Source organism: Pseudomonas sp. 5Vm1k, assembly GCF_056161485.1.
Genome location: NZ_JBSPCZ010000011.1, coordinates 90,507 through 111,499 on the forward strand (window position 1 = coordinate 90,507; position 20,993 = coordinate 111,499).

Sequence of the window (20,993 nt, forward strand, 5' to 3'; positions counted from 1 at the left end):
TTGAAACACCGGGGTGCAGTGTTAAAAGTAGTCCCAGTTGCACCTGTTAACTTTTTTACCTGCCTGGATTGGGCAGTTTTTATAGTCATTCAACAGATGGACGCGCCATAGGCGCAGGAAAAGTAGCGTTTTGAAGAAATCCACCGCAGCACCTAAACCAGCCGTCGTTCCGCTCTGGCGCCAGCATTTGCACTACCGACTCAAGGAAGGTGCATTGATCGCCATCGGCGCCTTGTGCCTGTTCCTGATGATGGCCTTGCTGACCTATGGCAAGGACGATCCGGGCTGGAGCCATAACAGCAAGATCGACGATGTGCAGAACTTCGGCGGTCCGGTTGGCTCCTACAGCGCCGATATCCTGTTCATGGTGCTGGGTTACTTCGCCTACATCTTCCCGCTGCTGCTGGCGGTCAAAATCTACCAGATCTTCCGTCAACGCCACGAACCGTGGCAGTGGAGCGGCTGGCTGTTCTCCTGGCGCCTGATCGGCCTGGTGTTCCTGGTGCTGTCGGGCGCGGCGCTGGCGCATATCCATTTCCATGCGGCGACCGGTCTGCCGGCCGGCGCAGGTGGCGCGTTGGGCGAAAGCCTCGGCGACCTGGCCCGCAATGCCCTGAACATCCAGGGCAGCACGCTGCTGTTCATCGCCCTGTTCCTGTTCGGCCTGACGGTGTTCACCGACCTGTCTTGGTTCAAGGTGATGGACCTTACCGGCAAGATCACCCTCGATTTGTTCGAACTGTTCCAAGGCGCGGCCAATCGCTGGTGGGCGGCGCGTGTCGAACGCAAACAGCTGGTAGCCCAGTTGCGTGAAGTCGACGACCGCGTCCACGATGTAGTGGCGCCGACCGTGACCGACAAGCGCGAACAGGCCAAGGTCAAGGAACGCCTGATCGAGCGCGAGCAGGCCCTGAGCAAGCACATGTCGGACCGCGAGAAGCAGGTGCCGCCAGTGATTGCGCCAGCACCGTCCAAGCCGGCAGCGCCGAGCAAACGCGTGGAAAAAGAGAAGCAGGCGCCGCTGTTCGTCGACAGCGCCGTGGAAGGCACCTTGCCGCCGATCTCGATTCTCGACCCGGCAGAAAAGAAACAACTCAATTACTCGCCCGAATCCCTGGCTGCGGTTGGCCACTTGCTGGAAATCAAGCTCAAGGAATTCGGCGTCGAAGTCACCGTGGATTCGATTCACCCCGGTCCGGTGATTACCCGTTACGAGATCCAGCCGGCCGCAGGCGTCAAGGTCAGCCGCATTTCCAACCTGGCGAAAGACCTGGCGCGTTCCTTGGCCGTGACCAGCGTGCGGGTGGTGGAAGTGATTCCCGGCAAGACCACCGTCGGTATCGAGATTCCCAACGAAGACCGGCAGATCGTGCGCTTCTCCGAAGTGCTGTCCTCGCCGGAATACGACAACTTCAAATCGCCGGTCACCCTGGCCCTGGGCCACGACATCGGCGGTAAGCCGGTCATCACCGACCTGGCGAAAATGCCCCACTTGCTGGTAGCCGGTACGACCGGTTCCGGTAAGTCGGTGGGTGTGAACGCGATGATCCTGTCGATCCTGTTCAAGTCCGGCCCGGAAGACGCCAAGCTGATCATGATCGACCCGAAAATGCTTGAGCTGTCGATCTACGAAGGCATTCCGCACTTGCTCTGCCCAGTGGTTACCGACATGAAGGACGCGGCCAACGCCCTGCGCTGGAGCGTGGCGGAGATGGAGCGTCGCTACAAACTGATGGCGAAGATGGGCGTGCGTAACCTGTCGGGCTTCAACCAGAAGGTCAAGGACGCGGAGGAGGCCGGTACGCCGCTGTCCGATCCGCTGTACAAGCGCGAAAGCATCCACGACGAAGCGCCGCTGCTGCACAAGCTGCCGACCATCGTCGTGGTCGTCGACGAATTCGCCGACATGATGATGATCGTCGGCAAGAAGGTTGAAGAACTGATCGCCCGTATCGCCCAGAAGGCCCGTGCCGCCGGTATCCACTTGATCCTCGCGACCCAGCGTCCGTCGGTTGACGTGATCACCGGTCTGATCAAGGCCAACATTCCGACGCGCATGGCGTTCCAGGTGTCGAGCAAGATCGATTCCCGGACCATCATCGACCAGGGCGGCGCCGAACAACTGCTGGGCCACGGTGACATGCTCTACATGCCGCCGGGCACCAGCCTGCCGATTCGGGTTCACGGTGCATTCGTGTCCGATGACGAAGTGCACCGGGTGGTTGAAGCCTGGAAACTGCGCGGCGCACCGGAATACAACGACGAGATCCTGGCCGGTGTCGAAGAGCCGGGTAGCGGCTTTGAAGGCGGCAGCGGCGGCGATGAAGACAGCGAATCCGACGCGCTCTACGACGAAGCCGTGCAGTTCGTGCTGGAAAGCCGTCGCGCCTCCATCTCGGCGGTTCAGCGCAAGCTGAAAATCGGCTACAACCGCGCTGCGCGCATGATCGAAGCCATGGAAATGGCCGGGGTCGTGACGTCTATGAACACCAACGGTTCGCGCGAAGTCCTGGCCCCTGGCCCGGTGCGCGACTGATTGAATTGAAAAACGGTGGAGCAATGACGCACCGCCGCATCCCCACGCATATCAAGAGGACTCCAATGCGTCTTATCCGCATGCTGTTGCTGCCGGTACTGGCTTTGACCACACTCTCGGCCCACGCCGATGACAAGGACGTGGCGCGTCTGACCCAATTGCTGGAAACATCCAAGACCCTGACTGCGCGTTTCTCGCAGCTGACCCTCGATGGTAGCGGCACCCAATTGCAGGAAACCGCTGGCGATATGTCGCTGCAGCGTCCGGGCCTGTTCTACTGGCACACCAATGCGCCAGCCGAACAAACCATGGTTTCCGATGGCAAGAAGGTCACCCTGTGGGACCCGGACCTGGAACAGGTCACCATCAAGACCCTCGACCTGCGCCTGACCCAGACCCCGGCGTTGCTGCTGTCCGGTGATGTGTCGAAAATCAGCCAGAGCTTCGACATCAGCGCCAAGGAAGCCGGCGGCGTGATCGATTTCACCCTCAAGCCGAAAACCAAGGACACCCTGTTCGACAGCCTGCGCCTGTCGTTCCGCAATGGCCTGGTCAATGACATGCAACTGATCGACAGCGTCGGCCAGCGCACCAACATCCTGTTCACCGGCGTGAAGGCCAACGAGCCGATCCCCGCGTCCAAGTTCAAGTTCGACATCCCCAAGGGTGCCGACGTGATCCAGGAATAACCGCCGGACCTGTGGGAGCGGGCTTGCTCGCGAAGAGGGCGTGTCAGTCGCCATCATTGTTGCCTGACACACCGCATTCGCGAGCAAGCCCGCTCCCACAGGGGGCAGCACCAAGACTCAGTGAGGTTTCAGAAAGTAGTGATGGACCTGTTTCGCAGTGCCCCGATTGCTCAACCCTTGGCCGCTCGCTTGCGTGCAGCCAATCTGGATGAGTACGTCGGTCAGGAACACCTGCTCGCTCGCGGCAAGCCTTTGCGCGAAGCGCTGGAGCAGGGTGCCCTGCACTCGATGATCTTCTGGGGCCCGCCAGGTGTGGGTAAAACCACCCTGGCGCGGTTGTTGGCGGAAGTCTCGGATGCGCACTTTGAAACGGTTTCAGCGGTACTGGCCGGGGTGAAGGAAATCCGTCAGGCGGTGGAAATCGCCAAGCAACAGGCCGGGCAGTACGGCCGACGCACCATTCTGTTTGTCGACGAAGTGCACCGTTTCAACAAGTCCCAGCAGGATGCCTTCCTGCCGTACGTGGAAGACGGCACGCTGATTTTCATCGGCGCGACCACCGAAAACCCGTCCTTCGAACTCAACAACGCCTTGCTCTCACGGGCGCGCGTCTACGTGCTCAAAAGCCTCGACGAAGCGGCCCTGCGCAAGCTGGTGCACCGCGCCCTCACCGAAGAGCGTGGCCTGGGCAAGCGTCAACTGACCCTCAGCGATGAAGGCTTCCAGATGCTGCTGTCCGCCGCCGATGGCGACGGTCGGCGTTTGCTCAACCTGTTGGAAAACGCCTCTGATCTGGCCGAAGACAACAGCGAGATAGGCATTGATCTGCTGCAAAGTCTGCTCGGCGACACCCGTCGGCGTTTCGACAAGGGTGGTGAAGCGTTCTACGACCAGATTTCTGCACTGCATAAATCCGTACGCGGCTCTAACCCCGACGGCGCGCTGTACTGGTTCGCGCGCATGATCGACGGCGGTTGCGATCCGCTGTACCTGGCCCGGCGCGTGGTGCGCATGGCCAGCGAAGACATCGGCAACGCTGATCCCCGCGCCCTGAGCCTGTGCCTGGCGGCGTGGGAAGTGCAGGAACGCCTCGGCAGCCCCGAAGGCGAGTTGGCGGTGGCCCAGGCCATCACCTATCTGGCTTGTGCGCCGAAGAGCAACGCGGTGTACATGGGTTTCAAAGCCGCTATGCGCAGTGCCACCGAACACGGTTCGCTGGAAGTGCCGCTGCATCTGCGTAACGCACCGACCAAGCTGATGAAGCAGCTGGGTTATGGCGACGAATACCGTTACGCCCATGATGAGCCGGACGCCTACGCTGCTGGCGAAGACTACTTCCCGGATGAGCTTGAGCCACAACCGTTCTATCAGCCGGTGCCGCGAGGCCTGGAATTGAAGATCGGCGAGAAGCTCAATCACCTCGCGCAACTTGACCGTCTGAGCCCCCGGCAGCGGAGAAAATAGTGCTTCCATTGATCGTTGCGGTTTCCATCGGCGGGATCGCCGGCACGCTGTTGCGCTTTGCTACCGGCAACTGGATCAACGCTAATTGGCCGCGGCACTTCTATACCGCGACGCTGGCCGTTAATATCGTCGGCTGTTTGCTGATCGGCGTTCTATACGGTCTGTTTTTGATACGCCCGGAGGTGCCGATCGAGGTGCGCGCCGGGTTGATAGTTGGCTTCCTCGGGGGGCTGACGACTTTTTCATCCTTTTCACTGGATACGGTGCGCCTGCTCGAAAGCGGGCAAGTGCCGCTGGCCCTGGGCTATGCTGCCATCAGCGTATTCGGCGGGCTGCTTGCCACCTGGGCTGGCCTGTCCTTGACCAAACTTTGATAAACGAGAGACCGACATGCTCGATTCCAAACTGTTACGTAGCAACCTTCAGGACGTAGCGGACCGCCTGGCATCCCGTGGCTACACGTTGGATGTTGCGCGCATCGAAGCGCTGGAAGAACAGCGCAAGACCGTCCAGACCCGCACCGAAGCACTGCAGGCTGACCGTAATGCGCGCTCCAAATCCATCGGTCAGGCCAAGCAGCGCGGCGAAGACATCGCACCGTTGATGGCCGACGTCGAGCGCATGGCGAACGAGTTGAGCGCCGGCAAGGTAGAACTGGATCAGATCCAGACCGACCTGGATTCGATTCTGCTCGGCATCCCGAACCTGCCACACGAATCCGTGCCCATCGGCGCCGATGAAGATGGCAACGTCGAAGTGCGCCGCTGGGGCACACCGACCGCATTCGATTTCCCGATTCTGGATCACGTGGCCCTGGGCGAGAAGTTCGGCTGGCTGGACTTTGAAACCGCCGCCAAGCTGTCCGGCGCACGCTTTGCCTTGCTGCGTGGCCCGATCGCCCGTCTGCACCGCGCCCTGGCGCAGTTCATGATCAACCTGCACACCAGCGAACACGGTTACGAAGAGGCCTACACGCCTTATCTGGTCCAGGCGCCGGCCCTGCAAGGCACTGGCCAGTTGCCGAAATTCGAAGAAGACCTGTTCAAGATCAGCCGCGAAGGCGAAGCCGATCTGTACCTGATCCCGACCGCCGAAGTGTCGCTGACCAACATCGTTGCTGGCGAAATCGTCGATTCGAAACTGCTGCCGATCAAATTTGTTGCCCACACCCCGTGCTTCCGCAGTGAAGCCGGCGCGTCGGGTCGCGACACCCGCGGCATGATCCGTCAGCACCAGTTCGACAAAGTCGAGATGGTCCAGATCGTTGAGCCATCGACCTCGATGGACGCGCTGGAGGGCCTGACTGCTAACGCCGAGAAAGTCCTGCAACTGCTGGAATTGCCGTATCGCACCTTGGCGCTGTGCACCGGCGACATGGGCTTCAGCGCGGTCAAGACTTACGACCTGGAAGTGTGGATTCCGAGCCAGGACAAGTACCGCGAGATTTCGTCGTGCTCCAACTGCGGCGATTTCCAGGCCCGTCGTATGCAAGCGCGTTTCCGTAACCCGGAAACCGGCAAGCCTGAACTGGTTCACACCCTGAACGGTTCCGGCCTGGCGGTCGGTCGTACCCTGGTGGCAGTGCTGGAAAACTACCAGCAGGCCGACGGTTCGATCCGTGTGCCAGCCGTACTGAAACCGTACATGGGTGGCCTTGAGGTCATCGGCTAAATGGACTATCTGCCGCTGTTTCATAACCTGCGCGGCAGTCGTGTGTTGGTCGTCGGCGGCGGGGAGATTGCCTTGCGCAAGTCCCGCCTGCTGGCCGAAGCCGGTGCGCTGCTGCGGGTGGTCGCACCTGAAATAGAACCGCAATTGCGCGAACTGGTAACCGGCAGCGGTGGCGAGTGCCTGTTGCGTGGCTACGTCGAAACGGATCTGGACGGTTGCGGGCTGATCATTGCCGCCACCGATGACGAACCGCTGAACGCACAAGTTTCTGCCGACGCCCATCGGCGTTGCGTGCCGGTCAACGTGGTGGATGCGCCGGCCCTGTGCAGCGTGATTTTCCCGGCGATTGTCGACCGTTCGCCGCTGATCGTTGCCATCTCCAGCGGTGGCGATGCGCCGGTGCTGGCGCGGCTGATTCGGGCCAAAATCGAAACCTGGATTCCTTCCACCTACGGTCAACTGGCCGGCTTGGCGGCGCGTTTCCGTAACCAGGTCAAAGGCCTGCTTCCAGATGTCCAGCAGCGTCGTTCGTTCTGGGAAGATGTTTTCCAGGGCCCGATCGCCGATCGGCAACTGGCCGGGCAGGGCGCTGAAGCCGAGCGCTTGCTGCTGGCGAAAATCGCTGGCGAGCCGCCGACAAAAACCGGTGAAGTGTATTTGGTTGGTGCCGGGCCGGGTGATCCGGACTTGCTGACCTTCCGTGCCTTGCGCCTGATGCAGCAAGCCGATGTGGTGCTGTACGACCGCTTGGTGGCGCCGGCGATACTGGATTTGTGCCGTCGTGATGCCGAGCGGATTTACGTCGGCAAGCGTCGCGCTGACCACGCCGTACCGCAGGACCAGATCAACAAGCAATTGGTGGACCTGGCCAAGGCAGGCAAGCGCGTGGTGCGGTTGAAGGGCGGTGATCCGTTCATCTTCGGCCGTGGCGGTGAAGAGATCGAAGAGCTGGCGGCCCATGGCATCCCGTTCCAAGTCGTGCCGGGCATTACGGCGGCCAGCGGTTGCGCGGCCTATGCCGGGATCCCGCTGACGCATCGTGATTACGCGCAGTCGGTGCGGTTCGTCACCGGGCACCTGAAGGACGGCTCCACCGATTTGCCGTGGGCCGACCTGGTTGCCCCGGCGCAAACCCTGGTGTTTTACATGGGGTTGGTGGGCTTGCCGATTATCTGCGAGCAGTTGATCAAGCATGGTCGTGGGGCGGACACCCCGGCGGCGTTGATTCAGCAGGGCACCACGGTTAATCAGCGGGTGTTTACCGGTACGTTGGCCGACCTTCCACAAATGGTGGCGGAGCATGAAGTGCATGCACCGACGCTGGTGATTGTTGGGGAAGTGGTGCAACTGCGCGAGAAACTGGCGTGGTTTGAAGGGGCTCAGGCGCAGGTCTGACCTGTGGCGAGGGGGCTTGCCCCCGTTGGGGCGCGCAGCGGCCCTGAAGCGGCGAGCGAGTTCTGACTGAAAAGACCGCGCTCGCTGTTTTGCGACTGCTTCGCAGCCGAACGGGGGCAAGCCCCCTCGCCACAATTGATCGTGCCCACCCTCAGGTTTCAGCGGCGTATCAGGCCCTGCGCCAAACCCCTTTCCCACTCAACCGCGCCCGATCATGGGCCGCTGTGAAATCCTGCGCCGGCCCTTTCGGCACAACGCCCGTCGGATTGATGGTCTTGTGGCTGCCGTAGTAGTGATTTTTGATGTGCTCAAAATCCACCGTCTCGGCAATCCCCGGCCACTGATACAACTCCCGCAGCCAGTTCGACAAGTTCGGATAATCGGCAATCCGCCGCAGGTTGCACTTGAAGTGCCCGTAGTACACCGCGTCAAAACGAATCAGCGTGGTGAACAACCGAATGTCCGCTTCCGTCAGGTATTCGCCAACCAGATAGCGGTTCTCACCAAGCAGCAACTCCAGTCGATCCAGTTCGGCAAACACATCATCGAACGCTGCTTCATAAGCCTGCTGCGACGTGGCAAACCCGGCGCGGTACACGCCGTTGTTCACTGCTGGATAAATCCGTTCGTTCAGTGCATCAATCTCGCCCCGCAACGGCGCCGGATAGAAATCCAGGTCATTGCCGGTCAGGTCATCAAACGCGCTGTTGAACATGCGGATGATCTCTGACGATTCATTGCTGACGATACGCTGCTGCTGTTTGTCCCACAGCACGGGCACGGTGACGCGTCCGGTGTAGTCGGCGGTATCGGCGGTGTAACGCTGGTGCATGAAATTGAAGTGATCGAGCTTGTCGCCGGTCGAGCCTAGGCTCTTGTCGAAGGTCCAGCCGTTTTCCAGCATTAACCAACTGACCACCGACACATCGATCAGGCTTTCGAGGCCTTTGAGTTTTCGCAGGATCAGCGTGCGGTGCGCCCACGGGCAGGCGAGGGACACGTAGAGGTGATAACGACCGGCCTCGGCGGCAAAGCCACCAACACCGCTTGGGCCGGGCTGGCCATCCGCGGTCACCCAGTTGCGGCGCTGCGCCTGTTCGCGCTGGAACGCACCGTCCTTGCTGCTTTCGTACCACTGGTCGTGCCAGCGGCCTTCAACTAACAAACCCATTTCAAGACTCCTCAACCGATAAGCGTTGGAGAGGAGTCTATGCGCATAGGTTCGATAAAATAGCGCAAAGGTTGGGCAGTTATGATCGGTTAAATCGATCTGTCCCGGGCATCCCAGTATTGCTGGGCGGTTTCGAAGGCTTGTTCGCGGGTCTGGCCGAGGCCGCGCAAGGCCAGGGCCATGGTCGAGATCAACGCCATTTGCGGGTAGCTGTCGACCACATCACCACGCCACACGGCTTTCAAATGTTCAGGATCAAGGCTCGCCGGTTTGACGTGGCGCTGCGCTGACAATTGCGGCCATTCTTCGTCCCAGCTTTCGCCGCCGGTGGTGCCGTACAAGTGACTGTCGGCGTCCGGGTTGATTTCGATTTCGCCGCCATCGCCCTTGACCACAATCGCGGTGTCACCGAGCAGGCCGCTGGCATCGCGATGCACGGCTTGATAGCCAGGATGGAAAATACTTTGCAGACCACAGCGCGCGCCCAACGGATTGAGGATGCGCGTAAGGGAATGGATCGGCGAACGCAGGCCCAAGGTATTGCGCAGGTCGATCATGCGCTGAAGCTGCGGCGCCCAATCCACCAGCGGCATAAATGCCAGACCGCCGTTGTCCAGCGCTTCACCCACCTGCTGCCAGTCGCGACACAGCGGGATCTGCAATTCTTCCAGCAGTTGCTCGCTGTACAGCCGACCCGCCGTGTGTGCGCCGCCGCCGTGCATGAAAATCCGCACGCCGTTCTGCGCCAGGCACTTGGCCGCGAGCAAGTACCACGGCAGATGGCGCTTCTTGCCGGCATACGTCGGCCAATCCAGATCGACCTTCAAGGCCGGGGGCTGCAACCGTTCACGCAAGGCTTCGGTAAACCCGGCCATTTCCTCGGCGCTTTCTTCCTTGTGCCGCAACAACATCAAGAACGCGCCGAGTTGAGTGTCCTCGACCTTGTCGTCCAGCACGAAGCCCATGGCTTCCCGGGCTTCATCGCGAGTCAGGTCACGGGCGCCGCGCTTGCCTTTGCCGAGGATTCGTACGAACTGGGCGAACGGGTGCTCGGCGGGCGTTTCGAGGGTCAGTGCAGGGAAGTCGGTCATAAGCAATTCGTCGGTTTGGGCAGGCCCGCCAGTTTTGCGGCGAGTTTGGCAGGGGTGCCTTTGAACAGTCGGTTCAGGTGCAGGCTGTTGCCTTTTTCCGGGCCGAGTTTCAACGCGGTGTACTTGATCAGCGGGCGCGTCGCCGGGGACAGCTGGAATTCGTCGTAGAAGCTGCGCAGCAGTTCGAGGATTTCCCAGTGCTCGGGGCTCAACTCGATGTCTTCGGCAGCAGCGAGGGCGCTGGCGACATCGGCGGACCAGTCGCTCAGTTCGACCAGGAAGCCGTCCTTGTCCAGTTCGATGGCGCGGGCGCCGACGGTCAGGGAATTCATAGCCAGCTGTTGACCTTGTCGTAGTGGATCGACAGCTCGACGAAGGCCGGGTAGTCAATGGCTTCGGCCCAATCCGGAACATCCAGCGCCCGAGCCTGGGCATCTTCGGCCAGCACGAACAGTTTCAGGCTGCGAGCATTCAGCGCATCGAACGGTGCTGTGCCAGGTTGCAAGGCATACGCCGCGTCGCCGGACAGCAGCAACGCATCGTTGGCGCCGATCAAGCGCAGGCAACTTGTCAGGCGATCGTCGCCGAACGGGGAATGAGACAACACATGCAAAGTCGACATCAGAGGGTGATCACCTGGTCGTAACGGTCGATAAGGGCGGTGATTTCGGCGGCGGGCAGCACCTGGGCTTCTTCCAGCGCCAGAGCGCTCGGGTCCAGACCCCGTTCGGCGGCGCTGTCGGCGCAGACAAACAGGTCATCGACACCAAACATTGGCAGCGCTTGCAGGTTGGCGCTCAGGTCTTTTTGTTGCAATGCCTTGGCGTCCTGTTTCGTGGCGAGCTGGAATACCCCGTCATCGAGAAACAGCAGGCCGATCGGCAGGTCGAACGCGCCGCCGGCCAGCACGATGTCCAGCGCTTCCCGCGCGCTCGGCCCAGACCATGGCGCCTGGCGGCTGATAATCAGTAGAGATTTAGCCATCTCACGCGCCTCCAAAACAGATCAAGCGATCGGCGTCTTGCACTGCATCATGCAACTGACCGAGGCCGGACAACTCCCACGGTGCACCGACGGCTACCGCTTCGCGCTGATAGCGCTTGGCTTCTTCATCGTTCAGCACACCACGGCGCAGGGCGGCAGCGATGCACACGACGCCGTCCAGTTGATGCTCGGCGACAAATGCGCGCCATTGCTTGGGCAAATCCTGCTCATCCTGGGGCGTGACCACACTGCTGGACGCGTTGTAGACGCCGTCCTGATAGAAAAACAGCCGGACAATCTCATGCCCGCCGGCCAGCGCGGCCTGGGCGAACAGCAAGGCACGGCGCGAGGAGGGCGCATGGGCGGCGGAAAACAGCGCGATGGCGAACTTCATGACGGACTCGATCAGCAAAACTGCGGCCATGATAAAGCTTTATCGGTGGGGCGGCGAAACGTCTTTGGATGCACCTGTGCGAGTTGCAAGGGTTATGCATTCGACTTCAGCGCCTGTCTTACCTGCGGCGAAGATACTTCCTACCTATATGGAGCAAACTCTGTAAGACGGAGGAACTGTCAAACGCGCTGTGTTACTTTTCGTTTCCTTGTGCTGCGTCCGGCAACCGTAGGCGGTTTGTCAGGTGCGGCAGGCGTTTGGATTTCGATTGGGGGTAATCAGTGGGTGTTGTAGGGAGTGGTATTTACAAGGAGCGTCGCCTGTTTGCCTGGACTCGGTTCAAAAGGCGTCTAAGGATTGATGCATCTGAGAGCGGACTTTGGATAAACGGATTCGAAATTCCATTTGTCAGTGTCCGGCAGCTTCGTATTGAGCAAGGCTCTGCGCTGTGGCAGCTGTTTGATGTCCGGGCGGTAGTGATTCAGTACCGGCGCGAGAAGAACCTGCATCAGGTTGTGTTTTACACCTTTAGCCAGCAGGCAATCGAACTGCATACGGTGCTGGATGGATATGTGAAGTCATCCTTCCAGTCCATCGCCCAAAGGTTGTCCACGTCCTTGGACACGATAAGCTCTGATCATGTGGTGACTTATCCCGTTGATCGCTACGTGCGTCATTCCCGTGCCGAAGAATTTTCGAGTACCCATGCCAAAGCTTTCGAAGATCTGTCCAAGGCCGTGAACTATTGCTGTGGCTTGCAAGCCCTGATGGGCGAAACATTGTTCGTTCAGTTTCGTTCCTTGTTATCCAAAGTCAATGAGCTGAGGCCCTATATAGAGGACCGTTCAGCGGCAAGGACGCAACACAATACGCGCGTCATTGCTGATCAAACTTTGGCAGAACAGCCTTATTTCAGTAGTGTTGAAAGCAGTCCGCTAACGCCATCGCAGACCAAGGCAGCGCTGGTTTTCGACGATGCAACGCTAGTTACTGCAGCAGCAGGATCGGGCAAGAGCTCCTGCATCGTGGCCAAAATCGGCTTTGCACTGAAAACTGGGATGTTCAAAGAGAGCGAAGTTCTGGCGCTCGCCTATAACAAAAAGGCCGCAAAAGAGTTGCAGGTTCGCTTGAAGGACAAACTGTCCGTAGCACTTGGCCGTCAGATAAGTGTGGCCTCGCGCACGTTTCATAGCTTTGGTTTGTCAATTCTGCTCGAACACTATGGCGACGACTACAAACCCAAAGTCTTCAAAGAGGAAGATGGTGAAGAGGGTCGACTGATGAAGACAGTCATAGACAGTCTCTTCAGAAACGACATCACTTTTAAGTCGCAGTTGACTCAATGGATGCTGTTGGCCCCGTTTGACGATCCTCAGCCAGTGGGACAGGCCGACGATCTGCAAGAGTGTGAAAAGCGCTACGAAGCGCTATGCGCTCGTCGGGTTCAAGCCAAGGAGAAGCCTTTTGAACCGAGCATTCCGACATTCGATCAGAATGTTAATGTACGTTCGCTTCAGGAACGCAGTATTGCCAACTGGCTAACCTTGCATAAGGTCGGTTTTAAATATGAAGAGCTGGACTGGGAGGGCGGCAAGCGGTTGGAGTTGAAGGCAAAAAAAGAAGGTGCCAAAACGCCTCCGTGCAAGCCGGACTTTACCTATCGACTACCTCGATCCGAGGGGGATTCAGTAAAACCGGATGTTCGTATTGTCCATGAGCATTTTGCACTCAATGCCCAAGGTGTAGCGCCACCCTGGATGGGTGGTGCCCTTTACGAGGAGCACGCTCGAAAGAAGCGCAAGATGTATATGCGGTGGGCTGAGGAGACTCGACATAGCAAATCTCAGAAAGTCATTTTCATTGAAACGCGCTCAGCTGATTTTTATGACGGGAGTATTTTCGACAAACTGCGCACCCAACTTACCGATGCTGGCGTGAAAATTGATCAGCCTGATCAACGCATCGCCGATCAGGCATTGGCCAGCTTTCGTCTGATCAGTGAGCCGGAAGAGCTGCTAAAAAACTTCGTCCTGGCGTTCAAAGACAGTGGCCTGACCAAACAGCAGGTCGAGAATCAAGCACTTGAGTCCGATAATCGGCATAGAGCGCAGCTGTTCCTGAAAGTGGCATTCGCAGTTTTTGATGGTTATCAGCATGCACTTCGCTCTGCCGGCAACATCGATTTCTCGGACATGCTTCGAGACGCCGTTACCCTGTTGGAAAACGCCAGCGTAAAAAGCCCCTATCGGTTTGTGCTGGTCGATGAATTTCAGGATATTTCCCTGCTTAAAGCTAATCTGGTCAAGGCATTGCTGGATCAGGCTGGGCGGGATTCAATTGTTTTCGGAGTAGGGGATGACTGGCAGACAATTAATCGCTTCTCCGGATCGGATGTGCGCATTTTTACCGGGATGGGTCAGCATTTTGGACGCCACGTCGAGTCGGTAATCCTGCCCGATACCTTTCGCTGCTCGCAAGGCATCGCCGATGTGTCGCGTGTCGTGGTCTCGCGTAACCCTGGGCAGGTCAGCAAGCCGGTCCAGGCGCGCAACGCACAGCGCGTGGACGCCGTGCGCGTCGTCGAGCATGGTGTGGATCTGCAAGACCGTCGCGAAGCGTTGTGTGCGGAGCTCGACCGGTTGGTTCTGGATGCCGCAGCCATCAAGTTATCCGCAGGTAATCTCAGGACCGAGTTACCGACCGTTTTGATATTGCGTCGGACTAAGTCACCAGCAACTGCGCCAAAAGGACTGGACGATGAGTTTCTGGAAGATTTACAGAATAACTACAAGTCCACTCTGAACATTGAGTTGATGACCACCCATGGTTCAAAGGGCCTTGAAGCCGACTTTGTCATCCTTCCGGGACTTGACTCAGGCTTTGGTGGTTTCCCGGACGAAAGAGCGCCAGAGCCGCTGCTGGATTTGGTTTTGCCCTTGAGAGCTGACCCCGTAGAAGAGGAGCGACGTCTTTTCTATGTAGGACTGACTCGTGCCCGACACCAAGCGGTAGTGTTGTCGGTAGCCAGGAAGCCCAGCCAGTTCATTTTTGAGCTGCAGGACCAGAACGGCGCAAATGGCGCCATTCAATGGATTAGTCAGGGGGAACAGCGATTACCTTGTCCTCGGTGCGATGTGGGTTCGTTGTTGGAGTGGAAAAGTCAGCAGCAATGCACACGCTGGAGCATGTGTGGATATCGACAAAAAACTGCTTAGTCTAAATGGAGGGCTGCAAAGCCTTCCGTTTGCAGATGGGTCGATTTTTTCGGGGCGGGTCAGCGCGGCATATAACCCAACTGCCACCGCCGCGGAATCTTCAACGACAGCAACCCCACCACCCCGGCCAACAAGCCGCTGACAAACAATGCCTTGAGCCCTAAGTGATGTTCCAGCACCGCGCCGAGGATTGCGCCGGCGAACATCCCAGTCCAGGGAATCAGCTGGACCCGCCAGCCATTACGCCGCTCGCCCAGCATCCAGCGTCCCAGGCCACGGCCAAACCGCGACAGGGCGCCGGTGACGTAGGTCAGGCCGACGGGTAGCCCGTTAACTTCCTCCACGGCGGCATTGAGCATGCCCATGGCGATGATCGCCGCCAGCAGCGCCGGCAGTTGCTCGTCATACGGCCACGCGGCCGCACCACAGAGCAAGGTGGCGATGCACAACAATAACGGCAGCGCCCGCCGCCCGCCGAGGCGGCTGACGACAATACCCAGCGCGTTGCCGACGATGAACGTTGCTACAAGAATCAACAGCCGCAGCGTCAGTCCCAGGTCGCCATCGCTGATAGCCACGGCGAGGCGGGTGGTGTTGCCGCTCATAAAGGATACGAAGTCGCCGCTGGCCATGAAGCCGATGGCGTCGGTCATGCCGGCGAGCACCGACAGTGTGGCGACCAGCGTCATGCCGATGCGCCCGCGCCATTTCTGGATGTGCAAATGGCCAGGGCTGGCCCGGTGAGTGGAGGCGGATGGCAGCATCGGCGTAAATCGTCCTCAGGCAGTGACCGTGGCGGTCACTTACTCAATCCATATAACTCGCAATACTCCAGCCAGTCCATGCCGGCCATTTCAGCCACTTCTTTATGCACTTCCATGCGCTGGGCCTGATAGTCCTCGGCAGTGGAGGCGGTCAGTTGCAACGTCAGCTCCCAGGCAAACAAGCCCAGGCGCTCAGCCTCGGCTTCGAAGGCTTCGTGCAAGCGCTCGTCGCGGTACTGGGCCGCAGTTTCACCCTTGGCCTGGGCGAGCAGCGGGTTGAGGTTGTCGAGCTCGTGACGCAGTTCCGGGCGCTCATCGAGAAACCTTTTCAGTGCCTGCTCGTGTTGCTGTTCGGTGGCTGCCATGGTCGCTCCTTGCAGGTCAGGTTACGAAGACTGTTTCTTGGCTTTGGCCGCTGCGGCCAGGCATTCAAGTGCGAACTGCTCGGGGTAGGTCATCTGGATTGGCGTGGTTTCGCCCTTGACGGTCCGTTCGCCGTCGAGGATGTAGCGAATCCGCTTGTCGGTGACGCCGATGCGCTTGGCGATCCAGGAAGGGGTCTGACCGATCTGGCTGATCAGCTTGTCGGCGTATTCGGCGGTTGGTTTGTAAAATTCGGCGTTGGGTGTCATGTGGCTTTCCAGAAAAAGAGGTGATGCGCTGTTAATTGCGCGACAGGGTGCGCGAATCGTCACGCGGTGTCGCGCTATAAATGAAGTAAAGCAGAACGATACGCCGCGCCACGGTGATACAGTCCGCTTTTTCTTGATGAGCGAACACAATGCGAATTCTGATGGTGGCGCTGGCCGCAACCCTGTTGGCGGGCTGCGCGGGCTCGGTAATGGACGACTCCCGCACCAAATCCCCGACCAAGGTCCTGAACTCGGACAAACCGGAAAAAGTCGTCGCCCAGTGCGTGCAATTCGCCTGGCAGGACGAAGCGGTATTCGGGGTGGATGCCGGGGCTTATCTGCAACCGGGCAAGAAGGGTGGTTCGACGGTTTACACCCGGTCGGCGGAAGTGTTTGTGGACTTGAGCAGCGATGCTTCCGGGACGCAGTTGAGTTTCTACTCGCAGCACGATGATTTTGTGACCAAGCGCCGGTTAGCGGCGTTGGCGACCTGTTTGTAATTGATGGCAGATGAAGATCCCCTGTGGGAGCGGGCTTGCTCGCGAAGGCGGTGTGTCAGTCGACATCAATGTTGAATGTTAAATCGCCTTCGCGAGCAAGCCCGCTCCCACAGGGTTTTGTGTTTTAAAGGGTATGAATCAGGCGCTTCTGGAAGAAGTGGCGCTTATGCCCCGGCGGGTAGTCAGCAATCTGGCCGAACTCGCTGTACCCCAACTTCTTGTAGAACTCCGGCGCCTGGAAGCTGAAGGTGTCGAGCCAGATCCCTACGCATTCCTTCTCCAGCGCCAGTTCTTCGGCCATCTGCATCAGTTTCGTGCCCAGCCCCTGTCCCCGGCCTTGTTCCGGTACTGACAGCAACTCAATAAATAGCCATTGGTAAAACACCCGGCCATAGAGCCCGCCGAGAATCTCGCCATTCTCGTCGCGCACCAGCAAGGCGACCGGCTCAGGTTTGGCGAGCCCCGCTTGCGCCGCGTTATAGGTGCGCAGCGGTGCAAGGATGGCCTCGCGCTCTTCATTGGTGGGGTCTTGCGAGCGTTCGATCCGCAATGTCATGGCGATGTCCTTATGGCTGTGAGCCCGGAGATTATCTGGCTCGCTGCCATTGTTCCATCCCCGAACGCCAGTGGAACCGTCGCTTACGCGCAGATGTCTAGCCTCTAGAGCGTCAATTCAGAACGCGGCCATGAGGATAGCCAATGAACATTTTCGAAGCCTTGCGCGAAAGCCACGACCGCCAGCGCAGCTATGCCGACGCACTGGTCAAGACCAGCGGCGACACCCCGGAACGGGTCGAAGCCTACAAACAGCTCAAAGCTGAACTCCAGGCCCATGAAACCGCGGAAGAGCGGTATTTCTACATTCCGCTGATGGAGTTCGACAACGGTGTCGATCTGAGCCGCCATGCCATTTCCGAACACCATGAGATGGACGAAATGATGGAGACCCTGGATGAAACTGAGATGTCTGATCCGACGTGGCTGGTGACAGCAAAAAAACTGTCCGAGAAGGTCCACCACCACCTGAAGGAAGAGGAGCAGAAGTTCTTCCAGATGGCTGGCAAGCTGCTCGATGACAAGCAAAAAGAGTCCCTCGCCGGCCAGTATGAAAAGGAATACAAGGAACAACTTTCTTGAGGTGAGAATGGTTCCGATTGCTGCCTTGCGGTGTAGGTCTTTTGCTACAGGGGGCGTAGGACTTGGCTCAAAGTACTGGTTTTATATCCAGTATTTGTTGGCGATTAGCCAAGCAGGCAGCATCGGCAGCAGAAATCCGGTCGGTGGACAAAAAAAGCAGCTCCGTTAGGTTGAAGGCCTCTCCTCAGGAAGGAGAGTTCTTAAATCAATGGAGTGAAGAAGATGAACAAACCACAGACTCAACCCCAACTGCGACACGGTCGTGTCACATCCCCTTCCAGCCGCGGTGCAGTCGCCGTAGAGCTGGGCCTGCTGGGTAACTGGCAGGTCAACGAAATGGAAGGCGGCAAGAACTTCCCGTCGCTGACCGCCGGCCCGTTCCCAGCGCCATATCAAACCGACACCGCCAGCGACGTGCCACCCGCCGATGGTTACATTCTCAGCGGTGGCAAGGTCGATGCCCGTGACTGCATCAACTTCACCAACGAAGAACTGAGCAAAAAGCTCAACCGTCCGTTCGCCTGGCCGCTGCTGAATGTCGACCCGGGCCAGACCTTCAAAGTCACCTGGGAATACACCGCGCCTCACGTTACCCGTGGCTACAGCTGGTTTATCACCAAGGATGGCTGGGACCCGAAACAGCGCATCAGCCGTGCGCAACTGGAGCCGAAATCGTTCTTCGACGACTTCTACACCCAGGTCCCGTACTACAGCCATTCCGATGAGATGAAAGCCAAGGTCAACCACGAAGTGAAATTGCCAGCCCACAAAAAAGGCCATCACGTCATCGTGCTGGTGTGGATCGTGGCCAACACCGGCAATGCCTTCTATCAAGCGTTCGACGTGGACTTCAAATAAGCCCACGGCGTTAACCTCCCCACGTTCTGAAGGAATAGAACATGTCTAAATTCGACTTTACGTTATTGAAATCGCCCGTCAGCGACGCGGCTTCATTGATGCCGAGCATTGCCGGCAAAAAGATCCTCATGGGCTTCTGGCATAACTGGCCTGCTGGGCCGAGCGACGGTTACCAGCGTGGCCAATTCGCCAACATCGCGCTGCAGGATGTGCCCAAGGATTACAACGTGGTGGCCGTGGCCTTCATGAAAGGCAACGGTATCCCAACCTTCAAGCCGTACAACCTGTCCGATGCCGAGTTCCGTCGCCAGGTCGGCGTGCTGAACAGCCAGGGCAGGGCGGTGCTGATTTCCCTCGGTGGCGCCGACGCGCACATCGAACTGCACAAAGGCAACGAACAGCCACTGGCCAACGAAATCATCCGCCTGGTGGAAACCTACGGTTTCGATGGCCTGGACATCGATCTTGAACAGAGCGCGATTGATTTCGCCGACAACAAGACCGTCCTGCCTGCCGCGCTGAAACTGGTCAAGGACCATTACGCCGGTGAAGGCAAACACTTCATCATCAGCATGGCGCCGGAGTTTCCGTATCTGACCACCGCTGGCAAATATGTCGGCTACCTCCAGGCCCTGGAAGGCTATTACGACTTCATCGCCCCGCAGTATTACAACCAGGGTGGTGACGGAATCTGGGTGCAGGAAGCCAATAACGGCAATGGTGCATGGATCGCGCAAAATAACGACGCGATGAAAGAGGACTTTCTGTTCTACCTGACCGAAAGTCTGGTCAGCGGAACTCGCGGGTTCACCAAAATCCCGGCGGACAAGTTCGTGATCGGCCTGCCGGCCAACGTCGATGCGGCGGCCACCGGTTATGTGATCAACCCGGCGGCAGTGGTGAACGCCTTCAAGCGTCTGGACGCCAAAGGGCTTTCGATCAAAGGCCTGATGACCTGGTCGGTGAACTGGGACAATGGCGTCAACAAGGACCACGTGCCGTACAACTGGGAATTCAGTCGTCGCTACGGGCCGTTGATCAACGGCAAGCGGCTCTCGTCCCACGAAGAAGAGCTCGCGGCGCCTGAAGTCGCCAGCCAGCAGTAAAAAAGAAGCCCGGTAAAGATGCCGGGCTTTTTCGTTTTCGCCTACCATGGGGTTCCTCTCACGAAAAAAGGATGCGTTGTGATGGCGAATACAGCCGACCGGGTCAACCTCATCGACTCCCAGGTGTTGTCCCACGACTGGTACCTGCTGAAGAAAATTACCTTCGACTATCAGCGTAATGATGGTGAGTGGCAGCGCCAGACCCGCGAAGTCTACGACCGTGGCAATGGTGCGGCGATTCTGCTGTTCAACCGCGAAAAAAGAACCGTCGTGCTGACGCGTCAGTTTCGGCTGCCGGTGTTCGTCAACGGTCACGATGGTTTGCTGATTGAAGTGGCGGCGGGCCTGCTCGAAGGCGCGGCACCGGAAGAACGGATTCGTGCTGAAGCTGAAGAGGAAACCGGCTATCGCGTGCACCACGTGCAAAAGGTCTTCGAGTCCTACATGAGCCCGGGCTCGGTTACTGAAAAACTGCACTTCTTCATCGCTGAATATGACGCTGCGTCGAAAGTCAGTGATGGCGGTGGGCTGGAAGAAGAAACCGAAGAGCTGGAAGTGCTGGAATGGAAATTCGACGCGGCACTTGAGGCGTTTTATCGCGGGGAGATCTGCGATGCGAAGACCATCATGCTGCTGCAATATGCGGCGATGAAGAACCTCTTCGCAGAATCCTGAATCTGACTGTGGCGAGCGAGCTTGCTCGCGCTGGGTTGCGAAGCAGCCCCAAGGTCCTTGCCAGTGCTACGCACTGGAGCGGGAGCAAGCTCCCTCGCCACAAAGGGCAGCTCAGTCAGAATAGGTCACCCGTCCGGCCAGCCCCAGACCACTCACAACCTTCCAGCGTCAGCAACCTTTCCTTGGCCTCAAGCCCACCCGCAAACCCGGTCAACTTCCCCGACGCCCCGATTACCCGGTGGCACGGCGCCACGATCGAGATCGGGTTCTTGCCATTCGCTGCACCCACCGCTCGAACCGCACTCGGATTGCCAATCTGCTCGGCAATCTGGCTGTAACTGCGGGTCTCGCCAAACGGAATGGTCAGCAGCGCCTGCCAGACCTTTTTCTGAAAGTCGGTGCCGGCAAAATCCAGCTCCAGGTCGAACCGGTTTCGCGTGCCGGCAAAGTATTCCTGCAACTGTTGAACGGTGCGCAACAGGATCGGATTGTCTGGCGCTTCAGTCATCGGCCCGAGTCGTACCCGATTCGGTTTGTCGTTTTCCCAGAGGATGGCTGCCAGTCTTGAACCGTTCGCGACCAGCTTCAACTCGCCGACAGGGGAGGCCATGGTGGTGAAGGTGTAACTCATGCCGGCGAGCTCCGAAAACAGCTGAATAGAGGGCAAGCATACTGCCTGATCGGGGAGGCGCAATACGTAATCCCAGCCAT

At 58.6% G+C, this 20,993-nt stretch carries 22 protein-coding genes and 1 pseudogene; 12 read left to right on the top strand and 11 right to left on the bottom strand.

The features are described 5' to 3' along the window. Nucleotides 1–130: 130 nt before the first annotated feature. From ACWIKB_RS21365 to cysG, 6 genes are all read left to right on the top strand, one after another. Nucleotides 131–2,536 (top strand): DNA translocase FtsK, encoded by a 2,406-nt coding sequence (locus ACWIKB_RS21365; RefSeq protein WP_083471288.1) that lies wholly within the window; start codon nt 131–133, stop codon nt 2,534–2,536. A 65-nt stretch (nt 2,537–2,601) separates the two neighbouring features. Next, a complete protein-coding gene (lolA, locus tag ACWIKB_RS21370; RefSeq protein ID WP_054053642.1) occupies nt 2,602–3,225 on the top strand; it encodes an outer membrane lipoprotein periplasmic chaperone LolA in 624 nt (207 codons plus the stop codon). Nucleotides 3,226–3,366: 141 nt separating this feature from the next. Further along, entirely contained in the window at nt 3,367–4,689 is a 1,323-nt protein-coding gene (locus ACWIKB_RS21375) for a replication-associated recombination protein A (protein ID WP_463260634.1), read from the top strand. Further along, on the top strand, nt 4,689–5,063 hold the full coding sequence (gene crcB / locus ACWIKB_RS21380) for a fluoride efflux transporter CrcB (protein WP_475269241.1): 375 nt from the start codon (nt 4,689–4,691) through the stop codon (nt 5,061–5,063). The genes ACWIKB_RS21375 and crcB overlap by 1 nt, the downstream gene beginning before the upstream one ends. 16 nt (nt 5,064–5,079) lie before the next feature. Further along, nucleotides 5,080–6,360 (top strand): serine--tRNA ligase, encoded by a 1,281-nt coding sequence (gene serS / locus ACWIKB_RS21385; RefSeq protein ID WP_475269242.1) that lies wholly within the window; start codon nt 5,080–5,082, stop codon nt 6,358–6,360. Beyond that, entirely contained in the window at nt 6,361–7,755 is a 1,395-nt protein-coding gene (gene cysG / locus ACWIKB_RS21390; protein ID WP_475269243.1) for a siroheme synthase CysG, read from the top strand. Nucleotides 7,756–7,924: 169 nt separating this feature from the next. On the opposite strand, the gene ACWIKB_RS21395 is transcribed toward cysG, so the two are convergent. The 6 genes from ACWIKB_RS21395 to tusD form a co-directional block, all read right to left on the bottom strand. Continuing rightward, nucleotides 7,925–8,926 carry a glutathione S-transferase family protein gene (locus ACWIKB_RS21395; protein WP_475269244.1) on the bottom strand — a complete coding sequence of 334 codons (1,002 nt, stop codon included), beginning with the start codon at nt 8,924–8,926 and terminating at the stop codon, nt 7,925–7,927. Between the two features lie 89 nt (nt 8,927–9,015). Then, nucleotides 9,016–10,017: a glycosyl transferase family protein gene (locus ACWIKB_RS21400; protein WP_475269245.1), complete on the bottom strand. Its 1,002-nt coding sequence runs from the start codon at nt 10,015–10,017 to the stop codon at nt 9,016–9,018. Beyond that, complete coding sequence (locus ACWIKB_RS21405) at nt 10,014–10,349, bottom strand: TusE/DsrC/DsvC family sulfur relay protein (RefSeq protein WP_475269246.1); 336 nt, start codon at nt 10,347–10,349, stop codon at nt 10,014–10,016. The genes ACWIKB_RS21400 and ACWIKB_RS21405 overlap by 4 nt, the downstream gene beginning before the upstream one ends. Continuing rightward, nucleotides 10,346–10,639, bottom strand: coding sequence for a sulfurtransferase complex subunit TusB (gene tusB / locus ACWIKB_RS21410; protein ID WP_475269247.1), 294 nt, complete (start codon nt 10,637–10,639; stop codon nt 10,346–10,348). Before tusB ends, ACWIKB_RS21405 begins: the two co-directional genes overlap by 4 nt. Beyond that, nucleotides 10,639–11,001 carry a sulfurtransferase complex subunit TusC gene (gene tusC / locus ACWIKB_RS21415; protein WP_475269248.1) on the bottom strand — a complete coding sequence of 121 codons (363 nt, stop codon included), beginning with the start codon at nt 10,999–11,001 and terminating at the stop codon, nt 10,639–10,641. Before tusC ends, tusB begins: the two co-directional genes overlap by 1 nt. A gap of 1 nt (nt 11,002) precedes the next feature. Further along, nucleotides 11,003–11,395 (bottom strand): sulfurtransferase complex subunit TusD, encoded by a 393-nt coding sequence (gene tusD, locus ACWIKB_RS21420; protein WP_475269392.1) that lies wholly within the window; start codon nt 11,393–11,395, stop codon nt 11,003–11,005. A 281-nt stretch (nt 11,396–11,676) separates the two neighbouring features. Here tusD and ACWIKB_RS21425 point away from each other — a divergent pair, with 281 nt between their 5' ends. After that, nucleotides 11,677–14,610 carry a UvrD-helicase domain-containing protein gene (locus tag ACWIKB_RS21425; RefSeq protein ID WP_475269249.1) on the top strand — a complete coding sequence of 978 codons (2,934 nt, stop codon included), beginning with the start codon at nt 11,677–11,679 and terminating at the stop codon, nt 14,608–14,610. A 59-nt stretch (nt 14,611–14,669) separates the two neighbouring features. Here ACWIKB_RS21425 and ACWIKB_RS21430 read toward each other — a convergent pair whose 3' ends face one another. The 3 genes from ACWIKB_RS21430 to ACWIKB_RS21440 are packed head-to-tail and all read right to left on the bottom strand — an operon-like array spanning nt 14,670 to nt 16,006. Continuing rightward, nucleotides 14,670–15,374 (bottom strand): YoaK family protein, encoded by a 705-nt coding sequence (locus ACWIKB_RS21430; RefSeq protein ID WP_475269250.1) that lies wholly within the window; start codon nt 15,372–15,374, stop codon nt 14,670–14,672. A 35-nt stretch (nt 15,375–15,409) separates the two neighbouring features. Then, the gene (locus tag ACWIKB_RS21435) at nt 15,410–15,739 is read right to left on the bottom strand and encodes a DUF6388 family protein (protein ID WP_475269251.1); all 330 of its coding nucleotides are present in this window, start codon (nt 15,737–15,739) and stop codon (nt 15,410–15,412) included. A gap of 21 nt (nt 15,740–15,760) precedes the next feature. After that, the gene (locus tag ACWIKB_RS21440; RefSeq protein ID WP_054053620.1) at nt 15,761–16,006 is read right to left on the bottom strand and encodes a hypothetical protein; all 246 of its coding nucleotides are present in this window, start codon (nt 16,004–16,006) and stop codon (nt 15,761–15,763) included. Between the two features lie 149 nt (nt 16,007–16,155). Between ACWIKB_RS21440 and ACWIKB_RS21445 the strand changes: the two genes are divergently transcribed. Continuing rightward, entirely contained in the window at nt 16,156–16,506 is a 351-nt protein-coding gene (locus ACWIKB_RS21445; protein WP_403018160.1) for a hypothetical protein, read from the top strand. Between the two features lie 124 nt (nt 16,507–16,630). On the opposite strand, the gene ACWIKB_RS21450 is transcribed toward ACWIKB_RS21445, so the two are convergent. Next, a complete protein-coding gene (locus ACWIKB_RS21450) occupies nt 16,631–17,062 on the bottom strand; it encodes a GNAT family N-acetyltransferase (protein ID WP_475269252.1) in 432 nt (143 codons plus the stop codon). 143 nt (nt 17,063–17,205) lie between these two features. Between ACWIKB_RS21450 and ACWIKB_RS21455 the strand changes: the two genes are divergently transcribed. The 4 genes and pseudogenes from ACWIKB_RS21455 to ACWIKB_RS21470 all read left to right on the top strand — a co-directional run bounded on the left by ACWIKB_RS21455 (nt 17,206) and on the right by ACWIKB_RS21470 (nt 20,282). Further along, entirely contained in the window at nt 17,206–17,643 is a 438-nt protein-coding gene (locus ACWIKB_RS21455) for a hemerythrin domain-containing protein (protein WP_475269253.1), read from the top strand. 222 nt (nt 17,644–17,865) lie between these two features. Further along, nucleotides 17,866–18,501, top strand: a complete 636-nt coding sequence (locus ACWIKB_RS21460; RefSeq protein ID WP_475269254.1) for a lytic polysaccharide monooxygenase auxiliary activity family 9 protein — start codon at nt 17,866–17,868, stop codon at nt 18,499–18,501. A gap of 41 nt (nt 18,502–18,542) precedes the next feature. Then, nucleotides 18,543–19,544: pseudogene (locus ACWIKB_RS21465) on the top strand (chitinase); the annotation flags it as partial. 144 nt (nt 19,545–19,688) lie between these two features. Then, complete coding sequence (locus tag ACWIKB_RS21470) at nt 19,689–20,282, top strand: NUDIX domain-containing protein (protein WP_475269255.1); 594 nt, start codon at nt 19,689–19,691, stop codon at nt 20,280–20,282. 115 nt (nt 20,283–20,397) lie between these two features. Here ACWIKB_RS21470 and ACWIKB_RS21475 read toward each other — a convergent pair whose 3' ends face one another. Next, nucleotides 20,398–20,913: a methylated-DNA--[protein]-cysteine S-methyltransferase gene (locus ACWIKB_RS21475; protein ID WP_475269256.1), complete on the bottom strand. Its 516-nt coding sequence runs from the start codon at nt 20,911–20,913 to the stop codon at nt 20,398–20,400. Nucleotides 20,914–20,993 lie beyond the last annotated feature (80 nt).